This window comes from Streptomyces sp. NPDC056144 (assembly GCF_042264145.1).
Classification (GTDB): Bacteria; Actinomycetota; Actinomycetes; order Streptomycetales; family Streptomycetaceae; genus Streptomyces.
Window position 1 is genome coordinate 975,659 of sequence record NZ_JBHJVF010000001.1, and the last position, 26,485, is coordinate 1,002,143.

Below are 26,485 nucleotides of genomic sequence, written 5' to 3' on the forward strand. Positions count from 1 at the left end.
AGGGTCCCCGTCCCATGACTCCGTCCCCCCGCCCCGCAGAGGCCCGGGAGCCCACCGACCGTGCGCACCGGGGCCACGGCGCGCTCCTCGTCGCCACGCTGCTCGCCACCGCCGTCGGCGCGGCCGCCCGTCTCGCCGGGGCCGAGGAGGTGGCCTCGGCCGCCTGGATCGGCGCCACGGTCATCGCGACCGTGCCCTCCCTGGCCTGGGTGATCGCCGCGCTGCGACGCGGCCGGACCGGAGTGGACCTGATCGCGGTGCTGGCCCTCGTCGGCACGCTCGGCACCGGCGAGTACCTCGCCGGAGCGCTGATCGCCCTGATGGTCACCGTCGGCCACTACCTGGATGCCGCCGCCGTGCACCGGGCCACCCGCGACGTCCGCGCGCTCGTCGCCCGGGCCCCGCGCATCGCCCGACGGAGGGTGGGCGACCGCGTCGACACCGTGGCCCTGGCCGAGATCGCCGTGGACGACGTCCTCGTGGTCGGACCGGGCGAAGTGGTGCCCGCGGACGGCCGGCTGCTGTCGCCGCACGCCGTCCTGGACGAGTCCGTCCTCACCGGCGAGCCGCATCCGGCCGAACTCGGCCGGGACGACCTCGTACGCAGCGGCGCCCTCAACGCCGGCGGTTCCTTCGAGTTCCGCGCCACGACGACCGAGGCGGACAGCAGCTACGCGGGGATCATCGAACTGACCCGCCAGGCCGCCGCCGAAAGCGCGCCCGTGGTCCGGCTGGCGGACCGCTACGCCGCCTGGTTCCTTCCCATCGCCCTCCTGATGGCGGGTCTCGCATGGATCATCAGCGGCTCGGCGGTACGGGCCGTCGCCGTCCTCGTCGTGGCGACCCCCTGCCCCCTCCTGCTGGCCGCGCCCATCGCCATCCTGTCGGGCATCGCCCGCTCGGCCCGTCGCGGCGTGATCGTCCGTGACGGAGCCGCCCTGGAATCGCTGGGCCGGGCGCGTACCGTCCTCCTCGACAAGACCGGAACCCTCACCGCCGGACGTCCCCGCGTCGTCCAGGTGATCACCGCCCCCGGAGCGTCCTCCTCCGAGCTCCTGCGCACCGCCGCCTCCGTGGAGCAGTACTCGCCCCACATCCTCGCCGAGGCGGTCGTCGCGGAGGCCCGCTCCCGGCGGCTGGAACTGTCGGCCCCCGACACCGTCGCGGAGGAGCCCGGCCGAGGGGTCTCCGGTATGCTCGACGGCCACGCCGTCCAGGTGGGCCGCACCGACGCCGACCCCCTGCCGGACTGGGCCCGCCGCGCCGAGAACCGTGCCGCGCTGGAGGGCGCCGCCCTCGCCTGGGTGACCGTCGACGGCACGCTCGCCGGAGTCGTCCTCCTCAAGGACCCCCTGCGCCCCGACGCTCCCCGGATGATCCGCCGCCTCCGGGCGGCGGGCGTGGAGCGCCTGGTGATGCTCACCGGAGACCGCGCGGAGCCCGCCCGGGAGATCGGTGCGCTCGTCGGACTCGACGAGGTACGGGCTCACCAGTCCCCGCGGGACAAGGTCGAGGCGGTCCGGTCCGAGAAGCGGTCGGCCGTGACCGTCATGGTCGGCGACGGGGTCAACGACGCGCCCGCCCTCGCCGCCGCCGACGTCGGAGTCGCCATGGGCGCCCGGGGCGCGAGCGCGTCCTCGGAGGCGGCCGACATCGTGCTGACCGCCGACCGCGTCGACCGGCTCGCGGACGCCACGGCCATCGCCGTCCGGGCCCGGCGCATCGCCGTGCAGAGCGCCCTCGGCGGCATGCTCCTCTCCCTCGCCGCGATGTGCGCCGCCGCCGCGGGAGTCCTGCCGCCCGCCGCCGGCGCCCTGCTCCAGCAGGCCATCGACATCGCCGTGATCCTCAACGCCCTGCGCGCCCTGCGCCCCGGGCCCGAGGAGCCGCAGCCCCTCGACGCGGAGACCGACGGACTCCTGCGGGACTTCGCCGCCGACCACGAAGACCTCCGCGACGTCGGCGAGGCCGTCCAGGACGCCGCCGACCTCCTCTGCCGCACCACCGGCCCCGAGGCCCTCGACGCCGTCCGCCACGTCGACCGGCTCCTGCGGGAACGACTCCTGCCGCACGAGCGGGCCGAGGAACACTTCCTCTACCCCGCGCTCGCCGACGCCCTCGGAGGCGAGGACGTCACCGCCACCATGAGCCGCTCCCACGCCGAGATCCACGGCCTCGCCATCCGCATCGAGACCCACCTCCACCAGGCCGACCGTCAGGGCGGCGGTTTCCACGACGACCAGGCGGACGACCTCCGCGCCTGCCTCTACGGCCTGGCCGCCGTCCTGCGCCTGCACTTCGCTCACCAAGAGGAGAGCCTCTTCTCCTTGGCGCGGTGACCCGCCGGGCTCCGTGTCCCGGCCCCGCGGCACGATGCCGAGGTCCCCGGGACCGGGGGGCCGCCGTGGCAGGATCGCGTCACCGTCGCCCGGAACCGGAACCCCAAGGATCACCGTGCCTTCCCTCCCTGTCGTCCTGTACAACGCCCGGATCGTCGACGGCACGGGCGCCCCGCCGGTCGCCGAGGGGATCCTGGTGATCGAGGACGGCCTCATCCGCTGGTGCGGCCCTGCCCACGAGGCGCCGGACGATCCGGACCTGCGTGACGCGATCCGCGTGGACCTCGGTGGGAGGACCGTCTGCCCGGGGTTCATCGACGCGCACGTGCACTTCGCGCTGCCGGGTCCGGTGGAGAGCCCGTTGGCAGGTGCGGGCGAACCCGTCAGCTACCGGACGCTGAAGGTGATCGAACGGCTCCGCGTCACCCTGCACAACGGGGTGACCACGGCACGCGACCTCATGGGCCTCGACGCCGGCTTCCGACGCGCGGTCGCCGAACGCCGCATCGCGGGGCCACGGCTCCTCGTCGCGGTGAGCATGCTGAGCCAGACCGCCGGGCACGCCGACTTCCGCCTCCCGAGCGGGATCGACGCCCTCGCCGCCGCCGTAGCCCTTCCCGGCAGCCCTTCCGGCATCGTGGACACCGTCGACGACATCCGCACCCGTGTACGCGAACTCGTCGCCGCCGGCGCCGACTGCGTGAAGCTCGCCGCCAGCGGAGGAGTCACCTCCCCGCACGACCAGCCCGAATGGCTGGGGCTGCGGGCAGAGATGATCCGTGCGGCGGTGGAGGAGGCCGAGTCCTACGGCGGCCTTCCCGTCGCGGTGCACGCGATCGGGGAGGCGGGGATCGCCGCGGCAGTCCGTTCCGGAGTCCACAGCATCGAGCACGGTTACGCGCTCACCGACGAACTCCGGGCGGAGATGGCCGAACGCGGTCAGTTCCTCGTGCCCACCCTCCTGGAGACCATGGCGGACCCCGACCCTTCCACCGTGCCGGCGGCCGTACACGCGAAGGCCGTGCACTGGCACCGGGTCGCCCAGGAGTCCGTTGCCCGTTCCGTGGCGGCCGGAATCCGGGTCGTGATGGGAACCGACGCGGGTCTGATCGCCGCCCACGGCCAGAACCTCAAGGAGCTCGGACTTCTCGTACACATCGGCGGCATGACGCCGCTCCAGGCCATCCGGGCGGCCACCTCCGATGCCGCCGAACTCTGCGGCGTGGGCGACAGCACCGGCAGTCTGGTCGCCGGCAAGGCCGCCGACCTCGTCGTCTGCGGCACGAACCCCCTGGACGACATCGACTCCCTCGCCGACCCGGCCCAGGTGCACGCCGTGCTCAAGGAGGGGCGCGTCGCCATCGACCGGGCCGGGGTTCTCACCGGCGCGGGCCTGCCCGACCTCGTCCCGTAGGGATGTCGCGCCGTACGATGAACTGCCGGGCAGAGGGGCTCGGTTCGGAGGGGGAGACATGCCGGAGGAGTTGGCGCGGTTCGAACTCGGCGGCGGGGAAGCCGCGGTGTACGTGGCCTTCGAGGACCAGGACCCGGAGATCGTCCGGGCCCGGAGCCGTGACCGGTCGGGGAACGGGGCCGTGGAGGTCGCGGCGGGGCGGTTCGAGGAGGGGATCGACCGGATCCGCGAGATGGCCGGGCGGACGCTGGAGCGGATGGTGTGGCTGCCCGCGCCGCCGTCGACCGTGGAGCTCGAGTTCGGGGTGAAGTTCAACGTCGAGACCGGTGCGGTCATCGCCCGGACCGGGGTCGAGGGGCACCTCAAGGTCAAGATGGTCTGGGAGCGGGGCGAGCAGGTGCCACGTGCCGAGGAGGCCGAGGCCGCGTCGGGCGCGAGTGACGGCGGGGATCAGTCGGAGGCGCGGGCCGGGGAGGCCGACGGCGGCTGAGCCATCGGCGGGACGACGGGACCGGTGACGGGATCGGTGACGGGATTGGACGCCGGGCCGCCCGTAGGCGGACCCTCGGGCGGTACGCCTTCGGCCCCGGAGGTCTCCGCCGGGCGGCGGTCCTCCTGGCTGCGGTAGAGCGTCGTACGGCCCGTCACCGCCGACGCGCACAGGACCGCCAGCATCCCGGGGGCCAGGAGCGAGGCGTCGGCGACCATTTCCGTGGCCATGACCAGCACCCCGAGCGGGGCGTTGGCCACCGGGCCCAGGCAGGCCGCCATGCCCACGACCACGTACGGGAGCGGTCCCGCCGACGGCAGGTGCAGCGCCTCGCCCAGGCGCCAGGCGAGTGCGCCCGTTCCCGCGCCCACGACCATGCACGGCCCGAAGATGCCACCCGAGCCCCCGGAGCCGACGGTCAGGGCCGTGCCCGCGATCTTCGCGAGCGGGATGGCGAGCAGCAGCAGGACGGGAAGTCCCGCGACGAGCTCGCGGTCGGTGAGCGCCTGCATCAGGCCGTACCCCGTGCCCAGCACCCCCGGCACGAGCAGCCCGAGGACCCCCACGAGCAGCGCGGCGGCCACCGGCGCGGCGATCCTGGCCGGTACGGACCGCACACGGGCCTCGGCGCGCAGGTGCACGGCGTAGAAGGCACCCGTGTAGAGCCGTCCGGCCAGGCCGCACAGCAGCCCGGTCACGGCGATCAGGACGAGGTCGCCCAGGCCGAAGCCCGGCCCGTCCGCCCCGTGCCGTCCGAGGACGGGTGCGAAGCCGTGGAACGCGCCGAAGACCAGCCACCCCGCACAGGCCGCCACGAGCGCCTTCGGAAGCACCCGCGCGTCCATGTCCCTGCGGTACAGGAGCTCCGCGCCGAGCAGCGCCCCGCCCAGCGGCGCCTGGAAGATCGCGCCGACGCCCGCGGCGAGTCCGATCATCAGAGCGGTACGCGCCTGTCGGCGTGACATGCCGGTACGGCGCGCGATCACCGAACCGAACGCCGCCGAGATCTGCGCGGCGGGCCCCTCCGTACCCCCCGATCCGCCGGAGCCGATGGTCAGCGCCGACGCGACCAGCTTCACCACCGTGACCCGGCCGCGCATTCCCGTGGGGTCGTGGTGCGCGGCGGCGATCGCCGCGTCCGTGCCGTGCCCGCGTGCCTCGGGGGCCAGCCAGACGGCGAACGCCGTGGCGAGCAGCGCGCCTCCGGCAGCCACCAGCGGTACGGCCCAGGGGCGTTCGGACGCGACCAGTTCGCGAGGACCGCCCTCGGCGGAGGTCAGATACGGGCGGAATCCGGCGAGGTCCTCGAGGAGCAGCACGGTGCACAGGTGGAGCAGCCCGAACAGGGCCACCGCGCCGAGGCCCGCCACCGCGCCGATCAGCAGGGCCGGCGCGATCCAGCGGGACAACGGGTCCGCCGGGGCCTCAGGAGAGGGGAACAACCGGGCCACGGACCGTGGCAGAGGGCGCCCGGCGGTGGAGCGAGGGCCTGCGGTCCTTCTCTTCCAACTCATCGGATCCCCCGGGTCGTTCGTGCGGTGTCGCCTAGCATTGTGGCCCAGGTGAGGGGATGAGCGTGCTCCGTCGACGCGGTGGTTCGGCCGACCGGTCGGCCGTCTCGATCGCACCGCCGACGATCGGCCATCTGTTTGGCCGTGCCAATGATTGGCCATGAACACGGGGACGAGCCCGCACGGCGGGATGCGGGACACGAGCGCGACAGGGGGAGCGCATGAGGGCCGGTCCACGTGAGCGAGGTCCGGACGTCGTACCGCCCGATCTCGCGGCGCTTCCCGACCTCGCCGGGCTGTCGCTGGAGGAGCTTCTCGACGCGCCGAATCCCGTGCTGGCCCGCGCCGCCCGGCGGGTCCTCGACCGGCTGGCCGCCGAGGAGGCGCCGATCGCCGCCTACGACTCGTCCGCCGTACCCACCGACGACCCGACGCCGTGACCGTGGTGCCCGCTCACCCTCGACCGCCCCTCCCGTTCCGGGAGTTCCTGGTCAAGGTGCACAGCCGCTGCAACCTCGCCTGCCACTACTGCTACGTGTACGAGAGCGCGGACCGGGGCTGGCGCTCCCAACCGGTCGGCATGTCCCCGGCGACGGCCGGGCGTGTCGTCCGGCGGATCGCCGAGCACGCCCGCGATCACGCGCTGACCTCCGTCCGGGTCATCCTGCACGGCGGCGAACCCCTGCTCGCGGGTGGGGAGTTCCTCGCCCGTCTCGTCCGCGGACTGCGGATCGCGCTGCCCGCCACCACCCGTGCGGAGGTGGCTCTCCAGACCAACGGGACCCTCCTCGACGAGACGCTCCTGAGGCTGTGCCGCGCCGAGGACATCCGGATCGGGGTCAGTCTCGACGGCCCGCCCGCCGCCCATGACCGGCACCGCCGGGATCCGGCCGGCCGAGGCAGCCACGCCCGGGTGGCCGGTGCGCTGCGCCTGCTCGCCCGCCCGGAACACCGGCCGCTCTGGGCCGGCCTGCTCACCACGGTCGACCCGTCGACCGACCCGCTCGCCACGTACGAGCACCTGCTCTCGTACGATCCGCCCGCCCTCACCCTCATCCTGCCGCTCGGCAACTGGACCGTCCCCCCACCCGGCCGCGTCCCCGATCCCACCCGCACCCCGTACGCCGACTGGCTCGTCCCCGTCTTCGACCGCTGGTACGGCAGCGCCGGCCGCGCGCCACGCGTCACCCTCTTCGAATCGGTGATCGACCTGCTCCTCGGCGGCGACTCCGGCAGCGAGGCGATCGGCGGAGCCCCGAGCCGGCTCGCCGTGATCGACACCGACGGATCGCTGACGCTCTCCGACCACCTCAAGACGACGTACGACGGGGCCGACCGGACGGGGCTCAGCGTGCACCGCGACCCGTTCGACGCGCTGCTCCGCCACCCGGGTGTGGCGGCCCGTCAGGCAGGCCGGGCGGGCCTCTGCGCGGGCTGCCGGGCCTGCCCGCTGGTCGCCGTGTGCGGCGGCGGGCACTATCCGCACCGCTACCGCGAGGGGTCCGGCGGCGCGGGCCACGACAACCCGTCCGTGTACTGCCCGGACCTCGCCCGTTTCATCGGACACGTGGCGAAGGCCGTCGCCGCCGACGTCCCGTCCGGTGCGGGGCGCGGCGGGTGAGTGTTCACCCTCCGTCCCCGCCCGTCTCCCCGCAGGACCTCTGGAGATCCCTGGCGGCCGGGGTCCCGGGTCCGGCCGTTCTCGCCGCCCTGCGCACGGCCCGCCGCAACCGCAACCTCCTGCTGCTCCGCGTCGCCCACCGGCGGCACCGGACCGATCCGCGATGGGCGGCGGCCGTGGCCCTGCTCGCCGAGGTCCGCCGGGCCCGGCCCGAGGTCTTCGCCGACGTACTCGGCGGTCCGGAGGCCGGCGCGTGGCTCGGACGCCACGCCGGGCCCCGCGGCCCCGAGGACGGAGCCGCGCACGACACCGAGGGCGGAGCCGCGCACGACACCGAGGGCGGATCGGTCCGCGACACCGACGGCGAACCCGCCGCCGGGCTCGCCCGGTTCGCCGCCGCGGCGGCACTGCGCGCCGGGATCGGCTTCCGGGTCGCGGTGCCGGTCGCGGACGGTGCGACGCTGGTCCTGCCGGGGCTCGGCGCCGTCCTCTTCCCGGAGCCCGGTCCCCTCACCGCCACCGTCCTGCGCGACGGGACCGGCGCCTTGGTCGTACGGGACGGTGGTGAGCGGCCCGTGGCCATCCACGGCGCCGATGGTGCGGAGGGCTGGTTCCCCCTCCCGCGGGTACGGCTGGGTGCGCGGACCACCGTACGGCTCGACAGCCTCGACCCGTTGAGACTCGGCGGCCCCACGGCCCTGCCTCCCCGCCCCTTGTCGCCTGCCGAGCACGCGGGCTGGTCCCGTCGACTGGACGCTTCCTGGCAGGTGTTGACGGATCGTCACCCCGAGCGGGCGGAGACGGTGGCGGAGGTGCTGCGCGTGCTCGTGCCGCTCACGGGGGAGGACGCAACCGGCTGGCGCAGCGCCTCGTTCGGTGACGCGGCGGGGCTGGTTGCGCTCTCCCCGGTCGACGACCCGGTCGAACTCGCCGCGGATCTCGTCCACGAGACCCAGCACTCCCTGCTCTATGCCGCGACGGACCTCGTCGACCTGCTCGACTCCCCACCCGGCGCGCGGGCCGACGCCCCCTGGAGCGACCGGCCCCGGCCTCCCGCCGCGCTGCTCCACGGCGGCTCCGCCTTCCTCGTCACGGCGGGCTTCTGGCGTACCGAACTGCGGCACGGCAACCCCGCCGCCCGGCGGCCGTACGAGCACTGGAGGCGCACCGCCGCGGCCGCCCTGGCCGTCCTCACCGCCCATGACGACTGGACGACGGAGGACGGCCGGGTCCTGCTCGGGGCCCTGCGGGCCGTGCTCGCCTCCTGGGCGGAGGGGGACCGGTGCCCGCTCCCGTGAAGAAGGCCCCTCAGGGGCAGGCGCCCCTTCACGGGAAGGGGCGCCCGGACCTCACAGCGGGGGCGGCTCGATGTCGCACTCCGCCCGCCGCCCCGCCTCCGCCGACAGCGTCTCCCAGTGATCGGGCCCCAGCGTGTCGTGGTAGCGGCGCACCACCGAGGCCAGCAGCTCGGTGCCCCGCTCCTCCTCGCCGCAGGACACGAGGTCGAGCGACAGGTTGCACAGGGCGGCCAGCGTTGCCGGGTGCCGGTCCCCGTACCGCTCCTCCAGGGTCCGGGCACACCGTGCGCCCAGGTCGCGCGCCGCCTCGTGGTCGCCCGTCCTGGCCATCCCGGTTGCCAGGTTGACGTGGGCGAGCAGCGGCCACGGGTGCGTCTCGTACAGCGCCCGTTCGAGCCCCGGGGCGGTCGCCTGGTCGAGCCGGAGCGCCTGCGGGAACTTGCCCACCGCGCGCAGCGCCGCCCCGTGATTCACGGCGGCCACGTACGTCAGCGGGTGTTCGGCGCCCAGCACCTCCCGGTACCGCTCCACGGCCTGTGCGCCCTGCCGTTCGGCGGCCTCCGTGTCGCCCGTCAGCCGCAGGTCGTTGGCGAGGTTGGCGAACGCGGCCAGCGAGTCGATGTGCTGGGCCCCGAAGATGTCCAGATACAGGTCGAGCGCCTCCTCGGCCAGCCTCCGCGCCCGCTCGAATCCGCCGGCCTTGCGGCAGGTCACCGACATGTTCTTGATCGCCCGCATGGTGTGCGGATGCCGGTCGCCGTACTGCGCGCGGTACTGCGCGAGCGTCTGTTCCTGGAGTTCGAGCGCGGCGGCGTACTCGCCGCACTCGCGCATGTCGCGGGCCACGTTGTTGACGGAGAAGAGGGTGGAGCTCGCGGTCAGTCCGAGGACCGTGCGGCGGTCGCGGTAGACGCGCCGGTCGAGGTCCAGCGCCTCGCCGTAGCGCCCGTTGACCCGCAGGCTCACCCCGTAGTTGTGGCCTGCCCGCAGGGTGAACGGATCCTCCGCCCCGTACACGTCCACGCTGCGTCGGTACGCGTCCTCGTCCAGCGCCATGGCGTCCGCGAACCGGCCCGCCGTCCGCAGGTCCGCGGCGAGCGCGCCGGCGGCCGCGAGCGTGTACTCGTGGTCGTCGCCCACGGTCTCCCGCAGCCTCCGCAGCACGTCCTCGATCAGCGGCCGCGAGGTGGCGAACTCCGCCAACTGCCAGTGCGCGCTGGCCCAGTAGCGCGTCGCCCACAGCGTCTGGAGGTCGTCCGCGCCGAGGAGCGACCGCCAGTCCGTGCTGATCCGCTCGCCGAGCTGCGCCGCCCCGCGCAGCACGCCCCGCGCCAGCAGGTAGCGGATCAGGTGGATGGCGGTGTCCCGGATGTGCCGGTCCTCGCAGTGCGGCAGCCCGGTCGGCTCCAGGTGCGGAAGGATGTCGGCGTAGTTCCGCCAGTGCTCGGGCCGGTCGGTGTCCCCCGGATCGTGCGCGGCGATGACCTGGTGCACCAGGTGGCGCATGTCGCTCTGCTCCCGCGCCGACAGCTCGTCCTGGAGGACCGCCCGCACCAGCCGGTGCATCTGCACCGTTCCCGCCACGTTGTCGACGGTGAGCAGCGAGAACTGGTTGATCGCCCGGATGGTACGCCCCCGGGCCAGCGGGTCGCGGGCGAGTCGCATCAGCGCCGGCGGCAACGGCAGCATGCGGGCGTCGTGCAGGAAGGTCTGCGCGACCGGCTCGGGCCCGAAGAAGGCCAGCAGGCGCAGGAGTTCGAGCGCGCCCGGCGTCTGGGCGGACAGGGTGTCCATGGAGGCGCGCCACACCGTCGCCACCGGCAGGGTGATCGAGTCGACGCCCTCGGCCAGCACCTCGGCCCGCCGCTGTTCGATCATCGCCAGGAAGTCCGGGACCGCGATGCCGGTCTGGCGCTGGAGCGCCGCGCACTGCTCCAGCGCGAGCGGCAGATCGCCGAGGAGTTCCGCCAGTTGGTCCGCCTGCTCCGGACTTGCCCAGGGCGCGCGCGCCCGCAGGAAGGCCCGGCTCTCGGGACGGGTGAAGACGTCCACCTTGGTCGCGAGGACCCGGTCCGACCAGCCGGCGTGGCGCGAGGTGATGAGGATGCGCCCGGTCCCCTCGGAGTCGCCGATCAGCGACGGCAGGTACGGGATGACCTCGTTGGGCTGCCCCGCGTTGTCGAACACCAGCAGCCAGCGGCTGTGCGGCGCGCCAGAGGCCAGCGCGGCCAGTACGCGGGCCACCGTGTCGCTCTGCGGGTCGGGCACCAGGCCGAGTTCGGGGGCGAGCATGGTCAGTTGGGCCCGGATCACGGCGGGCTGCTCGGCGTCGATCCACCAGACACGGTCGTACTCGTGGCGGTGCAGCTGGACGTACTTCAGCGCGAGCTGTGTCTTGCCGACGCCGCCGAGGCCGTGCAGCGCGTGCGGCAGGACGGCGGCCCTGGTGCTCGACCCCAACTGCCGGTGCAGTTCGTTGAGTTCGGATTCGCGTCCGGCGAAGTGCGGGTTGGGCAGAGGTACGGACCGGGGTGAACGGGACTGGTCGGGGGGCGACGGGACCGAGGGTCCCGGTCCGCCGCCGGAGCCGGAGCCGGGGGTGGTGCCGGTGCCGCCGGGTTCGGTGCCGGGGGCGGTGACGGGGGGCGAGGATTCCGGTGCGGTGCCGCCCGCCGATGGGGGTTCCATGCTGCTGGTGTCCTTTGCATTCGGGGGCGTCGTGTCGTTGTCGAGGGCGTCTTCGGCTTGTGTTCCGGCCTCGCTCCCGGGGCGTGGTTCGTCCGTCGGATCCCCTGCCGATACCTCTGCCGGATCCGCTGCCGGTACCCCTGCCGGGCCCTCCTCCCGCGTCACCTCTTCCCCGGTGGTGACCGGACCGAACGGCGTCGTCCCTCGTACCGGGTTCCACACCGCGCCATAGGGCGGACCGAGCGCGCGGAGCGCGGGCCCCGCGGCGTCGAGCAGTTCGCGGTCCAGATCGGTGAGGCTGTCCGCGTCGAGCTCCTCGCGGCTGCCGATCACGGTGCTCAACAGGTCCGGCCGGGCTCCGACCGCGCGTCCGGCCAGCGCCGAGGTCTCCTGGAGGGTACGCAGCAGTTCGGTGCGGCCGAGGCCGCGCAGCAGCAGGGAGCGCACCCCGTCCAGGAACTCGAACGCGTACTCCTCACCGGTCCCGCCCGGACCGGCGGTGGTGCGCGAGGTGACCAGCCCGCCCAGCAGGATCTCCGCGAAAGGCAGCGGTCCGCCGACCGCCGTCGGCCCCTGGCGCACCGCCTCCACCACCTCGGGCCGCAGCGGCACCATCGCCAGCCGGGCCGCGAGCCGTCGCGCCGCCGGCGAGGCCTGCCGCAGGAACCGCCGTACCGCCAGATCCGGAGGCACCGGTCGGCGCCGCTCCTCCCAGGAGAACGGCGGCAGGCAGTGTGCCGTGAGCCCCTTGTCGTCCATCAGCAGCGAGGTCGTCTCGGCCCAGGGCAGGGCGCCCCCGGTCACCATCCGGGCCCACCCCGCGATCCAGTCGGGCTCCAGCTCCAGTACGGGCACGGGGACGGGCAGCGGATCGGCGGGGCCGCTGTCGCGCGGCCGCTCCCACCGTCCGTGCCGCAGGAGTTCCAGACGGGCGTTGGGCAGCCCCGGCGCGGAGGCGCGGACGCGCAGCTCCCTCGGCACGCCCTCGCAGAGATCCCACAGGTGCGTCGGAAGGGGCTGCAGCACGGCGACCGGCGCGCGGTTGCCCCAGGTGTGCAGCAGACGGGGTACGGCTCCGCACGCCCAGGCGTCGCCCACGCAGTCGCTCATCAGCAGGACGATCCGGCGCCCGTCCGGATGGAACAGCTCCGCGGGACTGTGCCGCAACCCCTGGTCGGCCGAGCGCAGCACCGCGTGCTTGCCGTCCCGGGTGTCCAGCGTCCAGAGCCGTACGTCGGCGAACGCGCCCTGCGTGCGCAGCAGTTCCGCGAAAGCCCGGGCCACGGGCTGCCACACCGTCATGGACACGCTGCGCTCCACGACGAGCGCCACCTCGAACCAGCGGTCGGGCGGCCGGGTGAGCACCGGGTCCCAGTGGCCGGTCTCGACCGCCCGTACCGCCGTGGCCTCCTCGTCCAGCACCCGCCGACGGGCCCCGCCCGGGAGGCGGCGGTTGAGCGGCCGCAGGGCCCGGGACAGATCCCGGGGGTTCCGGAGGGCACCGGGTAACTCCTCCCCGGAGACGGCGCCGCGGCCGGAGGAGAGGGTGTGGGACATCCGGGGAACGGCGGGCACCTGACCGTCGGGGACGGCCGGGCCGGTGGCGCCGGTGCCGAGGGCGGGGGAGTCGTTCACGGGGGACGATTCCGTGGGAGGTCTCGTGGGCGGTCTCGTGCCCTGTCTCGTGGCGGTGCCCGAGTCCGCGGCCGGGGCCGTGGCGTGATCCGTACCGTCGCCGATGCCCGGCGCGTCCACCTCGGTGCCGGCCCCCGTGCCCGCCCCCGCGCCGACGTGTGGGGCGGCGGCACCCACCTCATGGCGGCCGGAGTGACGGTCGGGGCCCGGCGGCCCCTCCTCCTCTCCGATGACCTCCGCGAGCCAGATCGCCTCCGCCCACTCGCGGGCCGTGGGCTCTGCGGAGCCCGCGGGTCCGGTCATGGTGAGAGGTCCGAGGACAGGTTCCGCCAGAGGGCGTCGCGCAGGTGCCGCCAGGAGCTTCCGTCCGCGTCGGCGGCACCGTTGGTGAGCATGTGCACCGTGTTCAGCAGCTGGTCGACGGCGAGGTCGGCCGTGTCGCCCCGCCGTTCCACGAACTCCCGCACCAGCTCCCGCGTCCGCTCGTCGGGGGCCCCGCCGAAGTGCGAGGCGACCATCGCGGCGAGCCGCTGCCCGTCCGGCGCGGGCATCCGCACCTCCAGACACCTGCGGCGGAAGGCGGGCGGGAAGTCGCGCTCCCCGTTGCTGGTGATCACCACGACGGGGAACTCGGCACAGCGCACCCGGCCCGCCGTGACCGTGACGCGATGGTCGTGGTCGGCGGTGGCCACCTCCACCTGGCGCTGCGACTGGGCGATCCGCTCCAGCTCGGGGACGCGGAACTCGCCTTCCTCGAAGATGTGCAGCAGGTCGTTGGGCAGGTCCACGTCGCTCTTGTCCAGCTCGTCGACGAGGAGCACCCGAGGCCGCTGCCACGGCAGCAGGGCGGTCCCCACCGGGCCGAGCGTGAGGTAGCGGCCGATGCCCGGCGGTGGCCCGTCCCCGGCGGGGGAGCGGCGTCCCGGCGGCGGGGTGTCCTGGACGCGACCGATGGCGTCGTAGTCGTACAGACCGTCGCGGAGCGTGGTGCGGCTGACCACCGGCCACCACAGCACCCCGCCGAGGCCCAGCTCGGAGGCGATCTGGTGGGCGAGGGTGGACTTCCCGGTGCCGGGGGCGCCGGTGACGAGCAGCGGGCGCCGCAGGTGGATCGCGGCGTTCACGACGTGCAGCACCTTCGGGTCCAGCGTGCCGCCCCGCCGCCTGCCGAGCCGCCGTCGGGTGCCGTGGCCGTCGGCGGGCACGGGGGCGGTCAGGGGGCCGCGTTCGGACTCCGGCCGGAAACGGCGCCAGGTCGGCGGTGGTGGGAGCTTGGGCAGCGCCTCGTCCCGCGGTGAGCGGTGCTCACCGGTGTCCCGGAAGACCCACCAGTCGGGGGCGGTGAACCCGTCGGCCCCGTCAGCGCGCGAGGCGTCCTCGCCCGTGCCGTCCGTCGCGCGGTCCACGGTCCCGCTCATGGCAAGCCACCCCCGGTCGGCGGATGCCCCAGCGCGGCGTCCGCCCCCTCCAGTCCGTCACGGCCGTCCCACACTAGGCTGATGTGGCGATGCAGGTCCAGAACGGAGAACGCCTCCGCGTCGGGCCCCACTTCTCCCCTCACCATCCTTACCCGCTCGGGGAGTTCCATGAGCCTCCCGGCCAGGATCTTTCGTGTCTTGCGTTCCGCTTCCGGATGGCCGCCCACCTCGCGCACGGCCACGATCACCGGAATCCCCATCTCCAGAAGCATGTTGACCGCATCGCCCTCCAATCCTCCGGTGTACGGCGGAGGTTCGAGGAACAGCCAGCCCAGCTGTTCGCGGTCGTGGCGCAGCTGCCGGAGCAGCTCGACCGGCAGCAGTCGCTCTCCGTACGGCACCACGCGCACGGCGGCCGAGTCGAAGGCGGTGTCCGGGGCGGTGGTGAGGACGTCGGACCGCTCGTGGAGCCGCGGACGCCAGTGCGGCTTCGCCCACCGGTCCCGGCTGCGGACCAGGACGGTGTGGTCGGCGCCGATCGGCCTGGGCACCGAGTCCGGCGGCCAGGCCATGAACTGGTCCACCGGCAGCCACAGCAGCGGCCTCGGCAGCAGGAACTCCACCACCATCCCCGCACTGAGCTCCCCGAGCTCCCGCACGCAGGACAGGTAGCGTCCCGCGACCTCCTCCTCCAGCGCGGCCCGCGAGGCGTGCCGCACCGGCTCGCCGTACGGCAGTGCCCCGTCCGCACCGGGTGACAGCACCCAGGTCCGCACGGTGTAGACGTCGGGTACGGGCGTGCGGGAGGTGATCTCCACGAGCAGGCGGTACGGGGAGAGCGGCCGGCCCGCCCGGGCGGCCACCTGGGCGCGCAGCCCGGCGAGCCGCCGCGGACTGCCACAGCCGAGATGGGCGGCGACCCGTGCGCTCCAGGCGTGCAGTCCGGCCCGGAGGGGGGTGTCCTCCAGGACGGCCACGGTCTCGACGAGGACGAGCAGGGGGTGCGGCTCGTCCGTCCAGCCGTACGGCAGGTCCTCGAACACCGCCAGGAGCGCGGCGATCTCGTCCCGCCAGTCCTCGTGGCCCCGGCCGGGCCCCCAGTCCTGGGGCGAGGCCGGACCGGCACCGGACTCGTGCAGGACGCGCAGAGCGAGGGAACGCAGCCGGGGCGCCTGCTCGCAGGACTCCAGGAGGTCGAGCAGGGACTGGCGCTGGTGCCGCTCCAGGAGGTCCGCGGGGAAGAGCTGCCGGTGCAGCCGGTCCACCTCCCGCCAGCTGGCCGTCTTCTGGTGGCCTCGGGAGAACTCCTCCAGGTAGACGGCGAGACCGCCGGGATGGTCGGCGCAGTAGGCCAGTTCCTGGGCGAGCGCCTCCACGGTGACGCCCTCGGGGGCGCGCGGGTCCGCCCCGCACTCCGCCGCGACCCGCCGCAGCGCCGCGGAGCGGGCCGAGGAGGTGTCCGCGAGCGACCGCCGGAGCCGGAGCATCTCGTGGGCCAGCCGCCAGTACGGATCGTGGGAGCCGCTCATCGGGCGGCCCCACCGCCGGGCCCCCGCGCACGCAGCCGGGCGACCTCGCGGTCGAACTCCCGCATCGGCAGGGAGGCCGACTCGTACCAGCGCAGCGCCGCCGCGAACCGCTCGATGCCGTCCTCGTACTCCAGGCAGAGCCCGAGCACCGCGCGCGCGTCGTTGATCAGGACGCCGGTCCGCTCGACGTGGAAGGCTATGTCGTCCCCGGTGTCCCGCAGCACCCGCTCGCGGCGGTGCGGATCGGCGAAGCTCCGTACCTTCACGAGCACCCGGGCGAGATCCCGCTCGGCGCTCGCCGGCCACGACGGCGCGGGAGTGTCGTCGGACAGGTTGTCGTACGCGGGGGAGCCGGCCACCGCGTCCGCCAGATCGGGGCAGTACCGTACGGCGATCTCGACCGGGATCATCCAGCCGGTACGGCGCTCCGCGCGGGTGTCCTCCGCCACGACCAGGCCGAGCACGTCCCCGGAGCCGTCGACGACACCGGCCCCGCTGTAGCCCTGCCGAAGCCGGTCCCCGGACTCGCCGGCGGCCTCCAACTGCATCCACTCGGGGCTCAGTCCGCCGAATCCCACCAGCCGCGCGCGCACCCACAGCCCGGCGGGCGCCCCGGCCGCCTGTCCGAAGGCGCGGACGATCCGGTCGCGGGCGGGGCCGCACGGCCGCAGCCTGGCGGGCCCGCAGTCGGCGGGGGCGTCCTCGTACAGGTCGAGCACCGCGACGTCGGCCCGCTCCTCGTCCGAGGGCGCCCATCCCCGGGGCGCGACCCCGGCGCGCACGGGCGCCGCGCCGGGCGCGAGGGAGCCGGGGAAGTCCACCAGGAGCTCCGCCTCCCGCGGATCCCCGTCATCGGGCCCGAGCGCCCCCTCCACGACGTGCGCACAGGTGACCACCCGGCCCCCGGCCACGAGCACCGCCGCGCCGACCGGTGTGCCCCGCGCGTCCAGGATCCGAACGCGCCACGATTCCGCGAGCCGATGTCCCACCCCTGTGCCCCCGTTCCCCACGCCGCGAGCCGCCGCCACACGCCCGGCGCGACCGGTCCGACGGGGCAGCCCGGTCAGCGGGGTCCGGGCACAGCGGTGAACCAGATACGGGAGGAGCGCGTGTTGCGGCCATGCTAAGCAGCAATACCCGTTCGACGTCACGACAAGCCGTCGAATCCGACGGGACGACCGAGGTGTGGCCGAATGTCGATGTCCGGGGGCGCCGCCGGACAGGTGCTTCACCCGCCGGCGGTGCAGGAGTCCCGAGGCGCCGGCTTTGGCCGTATGCGGGTGTCGAGGCTAGGGTGTGCCGCCGTACTCGGCGGATCGCTCCCCTCGGAGAAGGTGGGAATGGGGCTCATTGACGCAGACCACGCGGGGCTGGTCGTCGCGGCGCAGGCCGGTGACGACCGGGCGCGCGAGGAGCTGATCGCCGCGTACCTGCCGTTGGTCTACAACATCGTCGGGCGAGCGCTGAGCGGACATGCCGACGTCGACGACGTCGTCCAGGAGACCCTCATACGCGTGGTGCGCGACCTGCCCGCCCTGCGGGCCCCGGAGAGTTTCCGGTCCTGGACGGTGTCGATCACTCTCCGCCAGATCAACACCCACTGGCACCGGCAGCACGCCCTCGCCGACCGGACCACGGTCATCGACGAGGCACGCCGGATACCGGACGCGGGCGCCGAGCCCGTTGACGTGACGATCCTGCGGCTGCACGTGTCGGACGAGCGGCGCAGGGCCGTCGAAGCCGGCCGGTGGCTCGACCCGGACCATCGGGTGCTGCTGTCGCTGTGGTGGCAGGAGTGCGCCGGCCTGCTCAGCCGTGAGGACATGGCCGCCGCGACGGGGCTCACGGTGGCGCACGTCGGCGTGCGCCTGCAACGCATGCGCGAGCAGCTGGAACTGTGCCGGACGATCGTCGCCGCGCTGGAGGCCGATCCGCGCTGTCCGCAGCTGGACGAGGCAGTCGTCGGCTGGGACGGTGACCATGCCTCGGTGTGGCGCAAGCGGATCGCGCGTCACACACGTGACTGCCCGGTCTGCGGGGCGACGTCGGCAGAACGGGTTCCGGCCGACCTGCTGCCCCTCAGTCTCACGACGCTGGCCGTCCCGGCCGCCCTGATCGCCGCGCTGGCCGCCAAGGGCCTGCTGTCGGGTACGGCGGCAAGCGCCGCCGGGCTGGCCGCGGCCCCCGTCGCCCTCGCCACGGCGTCGGCGACGGCGACGGCGACGGCGACGGCGACGGCGACAGGGGGAGGCGGTCTGCACGGCGCTCTGCTCGGCAAACTCCAGGCGGTGACCGCTCACCCGCTGGTGAGCCTCGCGACCGGCGCGGTGCTCATCGCCGGAACAGCCACCTACGCGACCTGGCCCGAACCGGCGCCTCCTGTGCCCGGCGCCACCGCCGCTCCCACGGTCGGCGCTCCCACGCCCCTTCCCTCGCGCACCGGCGCCCCGGCCGGCCCGCCGCCGGCGAGTCCGTCCCTGGTGAGCCCCTCCCCGGCGACTCCGTCCCCGCTGAGCCCGTCCTCGGTCAGCCCGTCCGCCGTCGCGGGCACCGTTCCGCTGGGCGCGCGGTCGCTGGAGTCCGCGGACAGTCCCGGCCTGTTCGTCACGTACACCGGCGACTTCGCGGCGCTCGGCGGCGTCGCCGCGTCCGGCGGCGCGCAGGCACGTCAGCGGGTCACCTTCACGGTCGTCGGAGGACTGGCCGACACCGGGTGCGTCACCTTCCGCGCCGCGGACGGCCGGTACCTTCGCCACCACTACCTGCGACTGCGGCTCAGCAGCGACGACGGCAGCGCGCTGTTCCGAGCGGACGCCACCTTCTGCCCCCGTCCCGGGGCGGTCGCCGGGTCGGTGACCCTGCATGCCCACAACTATCCGGGGTCGGTCCTCCGCCACCGCGACGGCGGCATCTGGCTCGACGGCTCCGACGGCACGCGGGCCTTCGGCGGCCAGGCCTCCTTCATCGTGCGCGGCCCCGGGGCCTGAGCACCGCTTCTCGGGCGCGGCCGTCCCACGGAGTCCGGCATAACGCTTTCTGCCCGAGAGATGCGTCACGGGGCAATCCCGCGATCGGCGCGAGATTTCCGTTACGAGACCGCGAGCCCGGAAGCCTCCACTTCAGGGGTGTCCATCCCGCCGCCCGTCATGACGTGACGGCGCGGCGGGGTCCCGGCAGCCCCCACCGACGTATCCCCTGAAGAAAGCCCCTCACATGACGCGACACACCTCCGAAACCAGGGCCAAGGGCCTGCACCGGCTCCGCCGGCGACGCCGTACATGGGCGATAGGGCTGTCGGCCACGGGGCTGGTGGCCGGCGTCGTGACGCTCCTCCCCAGCTCCGCCGGAGCCGCGGGCCTGGGCACCCAGGCCGCCCCCTCGGGCCGGTACTTCGGCACGGCCGTGGCCGCCGACAGGCTCGGCGACTCCGCGTACACCGCGATCGCGGACCGGGAGTTCACCATGGTCACCCCGGAGAACGAGATGAAGTGGGACGCCGTCGAACCGTCCCGCGGCCAGTTCACCTTCGGCCCCGCCGACCGGATCGTCGATCGTGCCCTGGCACGCGGCCAGCGTATGCGCGGCCACACCACGGTCTGGCACTCGCAGCTCCCGCCCTGGGTCCGTGCCATCGGGGACGCGAAGACCCTGCGCAGTGTGATGAACCACCACATCACCACCGAGATGACCCATTTCAAGGGAAAGGTCTACGCCTGGGACGTGGTGAACGAGGCGTTCGCCGACGGCGGCAGCGGCGGGCTCCGCGACTCCGTCTTCCGGAAGGTGCTGGGCGACGGCTTCATCGAGGAGGCGTTCCGCACCGCCCGTGTCGCCGACTCCTCGGCCAAGCTCTGCTACAACGACTACAACATCGAGAACTGGTCGGACGCCAAGACCCAGGGCGTCTACCGCATGGTCAAGGACTTCAGGTCGCGCGGCGTTCCCCTCGACTGCGTCGGGTTCCAGAGCCATTTCGGGACGAGCGGCCCGCCGGCGAGCTTCAGGACCACGCTTTCCGCCTTCGCCGCCCTGGGCGTAGACGTCCAGATCACCGAGCTGGACATCGCCCAGGCATCACCCGCCCACTACGCGAGCGCGGTCAGCACCTGCCTGTCCGTGGCCCGGTGCACCGGCATCACGGTGTGGGGTGTCCGTGACAGCGACTCCTGGCGCGGCGGCGAGAGCCCGCTGCTGTTCGACGGCGGCGGCACGCCCAAGCCGGCGTACACCGCCGTCATGAACGCCCTCCGCTCCGGTTCCGGCACCACTCCGGGCAAGCCGACCGGCGCCAACGGGGAGATCAGGGGCGTCGCCTCCGGCCGCTGCCTCGACGTCCCCGGCTCCACCCCCGTCAACGGCACCCGCGCGCGGCTGCGGGACTGCGGTGGACAGACCGACCAGCGCTGGACCCACACCGCCGCCAAGCAGCTGAAGGTGCACGGCGAGAAGTGTCTGGACGCCAGGGGCCAGGGCAGGACCAACGGCACCCCGGTGATCGTCTGGGACTGCAACGGCGGCACCAACCAGCAGTGGAACGTCAAGTCCGACGGCACGATCACCGGTGTCCAGTCCGGGCTGTGCCTCGACGCGGTCGGCGCCGCCACCGCGAACGGCACCACGATCCAGCTGTACGCCTGCGCCTCCGTCGGCAACCAGAAGTGGACCTGGACCGCCCCGTCCGGGACGGGCAGCGGCACGTGCGATCTCCCGACGACGTACAAGTGGCGTTCGACGGGTGCCCTCGCCCAGCCGTCGAACGGATGGGCCGCCGTGAAGGACTTCACCCACGTGACGCTGGGCGGCAAGCACCTCGTCTACGCGTCGAGCGCGTCGGGGACCTCGTACGGCTCGATGGCGTTCCGCCCCTTCACGAACTGGTCCGACATGGCGTCGGCCGGCCAGACGAAGATGAACCAGAACGCGGTGGCGCCCACCCTGTTCTACTTCGCCCCCAAGCGGATCTGGGTGCTCGCGTACCAGTGGGGTGCCGCGCCCTTCTCCTACCGGACGTCGAGCGACCCCACCGACCCCAACGGCTGGTCCGCGCCGCGGCCGCTGTTCACCGGGAGCGTTCCCCGCGCCGAATCCGGCACCGGACCGATCGACCAGACCCTGATCGCCGACGAGAAGAACATGTACCTGTTCTTCGCCGGTGACAACGGCAAGATCTACCGGGCGAGCATGCCGATCGGGAACTTCCCGGGCAGCTTCGGCTCCTCGTACACGACGGTCATGAGCGACACCGCGAAGAACCTCTTCGAGGCGCCCCAGGTCTACAAGGTCCAGGGGCAGAACCGGTACCTCATGCTCGTCGAGGCGCGGGGCGTGAACGAGCGGCGCTACTTCCGCTCCTTCACCGCCTCCAGCCTGAGCGGTGCGTGGACCCCGCAGGCCGGCAGCGAAAGCAACCCCTTCGCGGGCAAGGCCAACAGCGGCGCCACCTGGACCGACGACATCAGCCACGGTGACCTGATCCGCACCAACCCCGACCAGACCATGACCATCGACCCCTGCAACCTGCAGTTCCTGTACCAGGGCAAGTCCCCCACCGCGGGCGGACCCTACGACCAGCTGCCGTACCGGCCGGGTGTTCTCACCCTGCAGCGCTGACCTGCCCTATCCACGGTTGCACAAGGAGAAACACCCCCCATGAACAACCCCACCAACGCCGGGCGCCGCGGACGTCACCGCCGTCGCAGGACCGCCACCGCTCTGCTGCTCGGTGTGCCCGCCACCGTCGTGCCGTACCTCCTGTTCGTGCAGGACGACTCGCAGGCCGCGACGGTCGACGGCAATGCCTACTACAAGCTGGTCTCCGTGCGCAGCGGCAAGGTGCTGGACGTCAACGCCTTCTCCACCGCCGACGGCACCCGCATCCAGCAGTGGACCGACCAGAACACCGCCAACCAGCAGTGGAGACTGCGCCCCGCCGGGGACGGCTACTACGAGCTGGTGAACCGCAACAGCGGCAAGGTGCTGGGCATAGCGGGCGGCTCGACCGCCCAGGCAGCTGCCGCCGAGCAGCAGACCGACAGCTCCTCCACCTCCCAGGAGTGGCGGATCGACGAGGCGAGCGGTTCCGACGCCGTCACCTTCACCTCCCGCAGGAGCGGCCAGGTCCTGGACGTCTCCGGAGGCTCCACGGCCGACGGCGCGGCGGTCATCCAGTACGGAGGTCATGGCAGCACCAACCAGCAGTGGAAGCTGGTGAAGACGTCCGAGGTCCCGGCCACCGGGACCGGATCGTACGCGTGGAAGAACGCCCAGGTCGTCGGCGGCGGTTACGTCACCGGGCTGGTGTTCAACCCGCGGGAGAAGGGTCTGCTGTACGCGCGTACCGACATGGGCGGCGCCTACCGCTGGGACAGTGCGGCCGAGCAGTGGATCCCGCTGACCGACTGGCTCGGCGAGAAGGACTGGAACCTGCTGGGCATCGATTCGGTGGCCACCGACCCGGTCGACCCCGACCGGCTCTACCTCGCGGCCGGCACCTACACCAACGAGTGGGCCGGCAACGGCGCGATCCTGCGCAGCACCGACCGTGGCCGCACCTTCAAGCGCACCGACCTGCCGTTCAAGGCCGGCGGCAACGAGGACGGCCGCGGGGCGGGCGAACGGCTCGTGATCGACCCCGCCGACAACCGCACCCTGCTGCTCGGCACCCGCAAGAACGGCCTGTGGCGCAGCACCGACAGCGGTGTGACATGGCGGCAGGTGCCCTCGTTCCCTGTCAAGGACGGGGCGAGCAGCGGCGCGGGCGTCTCCTTCGTGACGTACGGCCCGGCCGGCAGCAACACGGTGTACGTCGGCGTCGCCGACAAGTCCACCTCCCTGTACCGCTCCACCGACGGCGGCACCACCTGGCAGGCCGTCCCCGGCCAGCCCACGGGTCAGATGCCGCAGCACGGCGTGCTCTCCGGTGACGGCTCGCTGTACCTGACGTACACCAACGCCCTCGGACCCAACGGCGTGACGGCGGGCTCGGTCTGGAAGCACGCACCGGCCGGCGGAACGTGGAAGAACGTCTCCCCGTCCCAGGGCGGCTACGGGTTCTCCGGCCTGGCCGTCGACCCGCGCCGGCCGTCCACGGTGATGGTCACCACCCTCGACCGCTGGTGGCCCGAGGACGAGATCTACCGCACCACCGACGGCGGCACGACCTGGAAGGCACTGGCGGACAAGTCGGTGCGGAACGCCTCCGCCGCTCCCTACGTCGGCACCCACACCGGGCACTGGATGACCGCCCTGGCCATCGACCCCTTCGACTCCGGACACGTGCTGTACGGCACCGGCAACGGCATCTGGCGCAGCAAGGACGCCAACGCCACCGACAGTGGGGGCACCAGCCACTGGAACGCGGGGGCGCGGGGCCTGGAGGAGACCGCGCTGATGGACGCGATCGCCCCGCCCGGCGGTGCCGCGGTCGTCACCGCCATGGGCGACCAGGGCGGATTCCGCCACGACGACCTGACCAAGGTGCCCGCCGGGCGGCTGGACAACCCGATGATGGCCAACAGCACCGACATCGACTTCGCCCAGTCGGCGCCCTCGATCATGGTCCGCGTCGGCCGGGGCGGCGCGCAGGACGGCGCCTATTCCAGCGACGGCGGCACCAGCTGGAACGGCTTCAAGGCCGAGCCGGTGGCCGGTGCCCAGGACGGCCGTGTCGCGCTCGCGGCGGACGGCTCCACGATCCTGTGGACCCAGGCCGGTCAGGCCCCGTACCGCTCGACCGACAAGGGGGCGAGCTGGTCGAGGGTCAGCGGCCTGGGTACCGACGCCGTTGTCGTCGCCGACCGTTCCTCGGCCAGGATCTTCTACTCCCTGTCCGGCGGTACGCTCCACGCCAGCACCGACGGCGGAGCAACCTTCAGCCCGCGCGCCGGCAACCTGCCCTCCGGCCGTCTCGCCGCCGTCCCCGGCATCGCCGGAGATCTGTGGATCGCCGGCGGCGGCCAGGGGCTGCTGCACTCCACCGACGGCGGCCGCACCTTCACCGCGCTCACCACGGTGAAGTCCGCCTCCGCCCTCGGCTTCGGCAAGGCCGCACCCGGAGCCTCCTACCAGGCCCTCTATCTGATCGGCACGGTCAAGGACGTCACGGGCGTCTTCCGCTCCACGGACAAGGGCGCCACCTGGCTCCGCGTCAACGACGAGGCCCACCAGTGGGGCAGCATCGGAGGCGTCGGCGTCGTCACCGGCGACCCGGACGTCTACGGCCGCGTCTACGTCGGCACCAACGGCCGCGGCCTCCAGTACGGCGACCCCTCCTGACGCCGAAACCGCCGCCCCCCCCGGCTGGTACATCCCGGCCGGGGGCTCTTTCACACCGCCGAGTTGAGCTCCGCTCGGCCGAACAGCAGGGCCCAGCCGGCGGGGAGTTGGTCGAGGATGCGGGTGATGAGGTCGGGGCCGGCATGGGCCGTGACGGCGGCGAAGACGGAGCCGGTGTCCCACCGGCTGGTGGCCAGGGAGGCGCCGGAGCGTGCGGCGAGGTCCTTGACGAAGGCCCAGCCTTCCAGCGGCCGGGGCTCGGGGATCTGCGCGGTCAGGACGCGTGCGGCCTCCAGGGGCAGACAGGCGGCCAGGTCGACGCGTTCGTCGCCGGTCAGCTGGCGTCCCAGCCCGGAGAGGACCAGGCGGACGGCTTCCTCCGCTTTCTGAAGGGTGGGGTAGGCGCCTTCGTAGCGGACCTTCTCCAGCATCTGCTCGTACGCCGTCCCGTACGACTGCTGGTGCTCAAGCGGTGCGCGGACGTCGGTGATCACTGCGGTGCATGCCTTTCGTCAAGCCGGGCTGGGATGGTGCCGAGGTGCGGCACCGGTGGTCAGGTGGGTTCGGGGCGGCCGAAGAGAAGGTCGTAGCCGACCGGGAGCTGGAGCAGGATCTGCCCCAGCAGGTCCCCGCCCGCGGTGTCGGCGACCGTGGACAGTACGGCGCTGACGTCCCAGGTCGCGGTCTGCTCGGTGGCGCCCTCGATCCAGGCCGCGGTCGCCCTCACGAACCGCTCCGGTGGCAGCGGTTCGGCGCTCCGGAGCGGGTTGAGCAGGATCAGGGCGAAGTCCTCCGGCAGGCGGGCCGCGAGCTGGGCGCGGACTTCGCCGATCAGGTGCGCGCCGAGCAGGGCGAGGACCACGCGGGCCGCGCGCTCGGCTTGCTCGGCAGTGCCGTACTCGCCGCGTTCCCGCACGTGGTCGAGGAACGCTTCGCGTCGCAGGGTCATCTGACCGCCACCCCTTCCTTCTCAGGACTCTCACGGGGGTGCGGAGGGCGGGGGTGAGGGGGAGACCAGGTGCCCGTCCTCCGCACCGGTGTCCGGCGGTGTCAGCCGGAGATCTCCTTGCGGCCGGTCCCGACGCCGACGGAGATCTTGCGGGGCTTGGCGCGCTCGGCGATCGGGATGCGCAGGGTGAGCACGCCCGCGTCGTAGTCGGCCTCGATGCGCTCGGTGTCGAGGGTGTCGGCGAGCACGATCTGACGGGAGAAGACGCCCAGCGGCCGTTCGGACAGTTCCATCTGGACGTCGTCGGCCTTCGCCGTCGGCCGGCGCTCGGCCTTGACGGTGAGCATGTTCCGTTCGACGTCGATGTCGATCGCGTCCGCTCTGACGCCGGGCAGGTCGAAGGCCACCACGTACTCGTCGCCCTCGCGGTAGGCGTCCATCGGCATCGCCGACGGCCTCGACCAGGTGCCCGGACCCAGCAGCTGCTGCGTCATCCGGTCCAGCTCACGGAAGGGGTCAGTGCGCATCAACATCGTGAAAACACCTCCAGCAGGTTCAGGCAGTTGCTGCCAATGCGCTTCACTGACACCGTTGTAACATGTCATCCAATGGATGACAAACATGATGTCATCGACTCGATGACACACCTGTGGGGGTGCCCGTGACCCCGTCCGACCAGCCGTTCCCGACCAGCGCCGACGCCCACGGCCCGGCGTCGTTCCTCGCCGCCGCGGCGGCCCTTCGCGCCGTGGACGAGGCCCTGCGCGCCGCCCGGCAGGAGGCGCCAGACGGCCCCGGCGCCGGGCCGGGAGCGGAGCAGGCGCTGGCCTCGTTGTCGCTGCTGCGGCAGGTCCGCGAGCAGCTCGCCGGGTGGGAGACCGGTCTGATCGAGATCGCCCGGGACGCGGGCGCCAGTTGGGCCGACCTCGCCCCACCCCTGGGCGTCGCCAGCCGTCAGGCCGCCGAGCGCCGCTACCTGCGCGGCCGCCCCGGCCCGGCCGGGACCACCGGCGAACAGCGCGTCACGGCCACCCGCCAGGCCCGTGCCGCCGACCGCACGACCGCCGCCTGGGCCCGCCGCAACGCGGCCGACCTGCGTCGTCTCGCCGGGCAGATCACCGCCCTCACCGACCTGCCCGCCTCCGCCCGCAGGGCGCTCGGCGAGCTCCACGCGGCCCTCGCCCACGACGATCCCGCGGACCTCGTCAACCCCCTGGCCGCCACCCGCCCCCACCTGGACGCCGCCCACCCCGACCTCGCCGCCCGGCTCGACACCCTCACGGCCCCGTCGTACGAGGCCTGAGGTCTTCGGGACGGCA

The 26,485-nt window shown here is 73.6% G+C and carries 18 protein-coding genes; 10 read left to right on the plus strand and 8 right to left on the minus strand.

The features are described 5' to 3' along the window. The first annotated feature begins 14 nt into the window (after positions 1-14). The 3 genes from ACFC0Z_RS04100 (at position 15) to ACFC0Z_RS04110 (ending at position 4,243) form a co-directional block, all read left to right on the plus strand. Positions 15-2,339: a heavy metal translocating P-type ATPase gene (locus ACFC0Z_RS04100; protein ID WP_376432495.1), complete on the plus strand. Its 2,325-nt coding sequence runs from the start codon at positions 15-17 to the stop codon at positions 2,337-2,339. Between the two features lie 115 nt (positions 2,340-2,454). Then, on the plus strand, positions 2,455-3,753 hold the full coding sequence (locus ACFC0Z_RS04105; RefSeq protein ID WP_376432497.1) for an amidohydrolase family protein: 1,299 nt from the start codon (positions 2,455-2,457) through the stop codon (positions 3,751-3,753). 58 nt (positions 3,754-3,811) lie between these two features. Then, on the plus strand, positions 3,812-4,243 hold the full coding sequence (locus tag ACFC0Z_RS04110; protein ID WP_376432499.1) for a CU044_2847 family protein: 432 nt from the start codon (positions 3,812-3,814) through the stop codon (positions 4,241-4,243). Here the strand turns inward: ACFC0Z_RS04110 and ACFC0Z_RS04115 are convergent. Further along, the gene (locus ACFC0Z_RS04115) at positions 4,204-5,685 is read right to left on the minus strand and encodes a chloride channel protein (RefSeq protein ID WP_376432501.1); all 1,482 of its coding nucleotides are present in this window, start codon (positions 5,683-5,685) and stop codon (positions 4,204-4,206) included. The two genes, ACFC0Z_RS04110 and ACFC0Z_RS04115, sit on opposite strands and share 40 nt — an antisense overlap. A 290-nt stretch (positions 5,686-5,975) precedes the next feature. Between ACFC0Z_RS04115 and fxsA the strand changes: the two genes are divergently transcribed. Genes fxsA through ACFC0Z_RS04130 form a run of 3 tightly spaced genes read left to right on the plus strand, consistent with a single transcriptional unit; the run spans position 5,976 to position 8,673 of the window. Beyond that, positions 5,976-6,194 (plus strand): FxSxx-COOH cyclophane-containing RiPP peptide, encoded by a 219-nt coding sequence (gene fxsA, locus ACFC0Z_RS04120; protein WP_376432503.1) that lies wholly within the window; start codon positions 5,976-5,978, stop codon positions 6,192-6,194. Positions 6,195-6,196: 2 nt separating this feature from the next. Continuing rightward, complete coding sequence (locus tag ACFC0Z_RS04125; RefSeq protein ID WP_376432506.1) at positions 6,197-7,375, plus strand: FxsB family cyclophane-forming radical SAM/SPASM peptide maturase; 1,179 nt, start codon at positions 6,197-6,199, stop codon at positions 7,373-7,375. Further along, on the plus strand, positions 7,372-8,673 hold the full coding sequence (locus ACFC0Z_RS04130; RefSeq protein ID WP_376432509.1) for an HEXXH motif-containing putative peptide modification protein: 1,302 nt from the start codon (positions 7,372-7,374) through the stop codon (positions 8,671-8,673). The genes ACFC0Z_RS04125 and ACFC0Z_RS04130 overlap by 4 nt, the downstream gene beginning before the upstream one ends. A 51-nt stretch (positions 8,674-8,724) precedes the next feature. Here ACFC0Z_RS04130 and fxsT read toward each other — a convergent pair whose 3' ends face one another. Genes fxsT through ACFC0Z_RS04150 form a run of 4 tightly spaced genes read right to left on the minus strand, consistent with a single transcriptional unit; the run spans position 8,725 to position 16,932 of the window. Next, entirely contained in the window at positions 8,725-13,299 is a 4,575-nt protein-coding gene (gene fxsT, locus ACFC0Z_RS04135) for an FxSxx-COOH system tetratricopeptide repeat protein (protein ID WP_376432512.1), read from the minus strand. After that, complete coding sequence (locus tag ACFC0Z_RS04140; RefSeq protein WP_376432514.1) at positions 13,296-14,414, minus strand: AAA family ATPase; 1,119 nt, start codon at positions 14,412-14,414, stop codon at positions 13,296-13,298. Before ACFC0Z_RS04140 ends, fxsT begins: the two co-directional genes overlap by 4 nt. Continuing rightward, complete coding sequence (locus ACFC0Z_RS04145) at positions 14,411-15,943, minus strand: hypothetical protein (RefSeq protein ID WP_376432516.1); 1,533 nt, start codon at positions 15,941-15,943, stop codon at positions 14,411-14,413. Before ACFC0Z_RS04145 ends, ACFC0Z_RS04140 begins: the two co-directional genes overlap by 4 nt. Further along, positions 15,940-16,932 (minus strand): trypsin-like peptidase domain-containing protein, encoded by a 993-nt coding sequence (locus tag ACFC0Z_RS04150; protein ID WP_376432518.1) that lies wholly within the window; start codon positions 16,930-16,932, stop codon positions 15,940-15,942. Before ACFC0Z_RS04150 ends, ACFC0Z_RS04145 begins: the two co-directional genes overlap by 4 nt. 351 nt (positions 16,933-17,283) lie before the next feature. Here ACFC0Z_RS04150 and ACFC0Z_RS04155 point away from each other — a divergent pair, with 351 nt between their 5' ends. From ACFC0Z_RS04155 to ACFC0Z_RS04165, 3 genes are all read left to right on the plus strand, one after another. Then, positions 17,284-18,930: a sigma-70 family RNA polymerase sigma factor gene (locus ACFC0Z_RS04155; protein ID WP_376432520.1), complete on the plus strand. Its 1,647-nt coding sequence runs from the start codon at positions 17,284-17,286 to the stop codon at positions 18,928-18,930. A 226-nt stretch (positions 18,931-19,156) separates the two neighbouring features. After that, on the plus strand, positions 19,157-21,553 hold the full coding sequence (locus ACFC0Z_RS04160; RefSeq protein ID WP_376432522.1) for a non-reducing end alpha-L-arabinofuranosidase family hydrolase: 2,397 nt from the start codon (positions 19,157-19,159) through the stop codon (positions 21,551-21,553). 39 nt (positions 21,554-21,592) lie between these two features. Then, positions 21,593-24,217 (plus strand): RICIN domain-containing protein, encoded by a 2,625-nt coding sequence (locus ACFC0Z_RS04165; RefSeq protein ID WP_376432524.1) that lies wholly within the window; start codon positions 21,593-21,595, stop codon positions 24,215-24,217. 50 nt (positions 24,218-24,267) lie between these two features. Here the strand turns inward: ACFC0Z_RS04165 and ACFC0Z_RS04170 are convergent, their stop codons facing one another. The 3 genes from ACFC0Z_RS04170 to ACFC0Z_RS04180 all read right to left on the minus strand — a co-directional run bounded on the left by ACFC0Z_RS04170 (position 24,268) and on the right by ACFC0Z_RS04180 (position 25,699). Continuing rightward, positions 24,268-24,711, minus strand: coding sequence for a DUF2267 domain-containing protein (locus ACFC0Z_RS04170; protein ID WP_376432526.1), 444 nt, complete (start codon positions 24,709-24,711; stop codon positions 24,268-24,270). Between the two features lie 59 nt (positions 24,712-24,770). Beyond that, the gene (locus ACFC0Z_RS04175; protein WP_376432528.1) at positions 24,771-25,166 is read right to left on the minus strand and encodes a DUF2267 domain-containing protein; all 396 of its coding nucleotides are present in this window, start codon (positions 25,164-25,166) and stop codon (positions 24,771-24,773) included. A gap of 101 nt (positions 25,167-25,267) precedes the next feature. Further along, complete coding sequence (locus ACFC0Z_RS04180; RefSeq protein WP_376432530.1) at positions 25,268-25,699, minus strand: Hsp20/alpha crystallin family protein; 432 nt, start codon at positions 25,697-25,699, stop codon at positions 25,268-25,270. A 128-nt stretch (positions 25,700-25,827) separates the two neighbouring features. On the opposite strand from ACFC0Z_RS04180, the gene ACFC0Z_RS04185 reads away from it, so the two are divergent. After that, positions 25,828-26,469: a type III effector protein gene (locus tag ACFC0Z_RS04185; protein ID WP_376432532.1), complete on the plus strand. Its 642-nt coding sequence runs from the start codon at positions 25,828-25,830 to the stop codon at positions 26,467-26,469. The last annotated feature ends 16 nt before the right edge of the window (positions 26,470-26,485 follow it).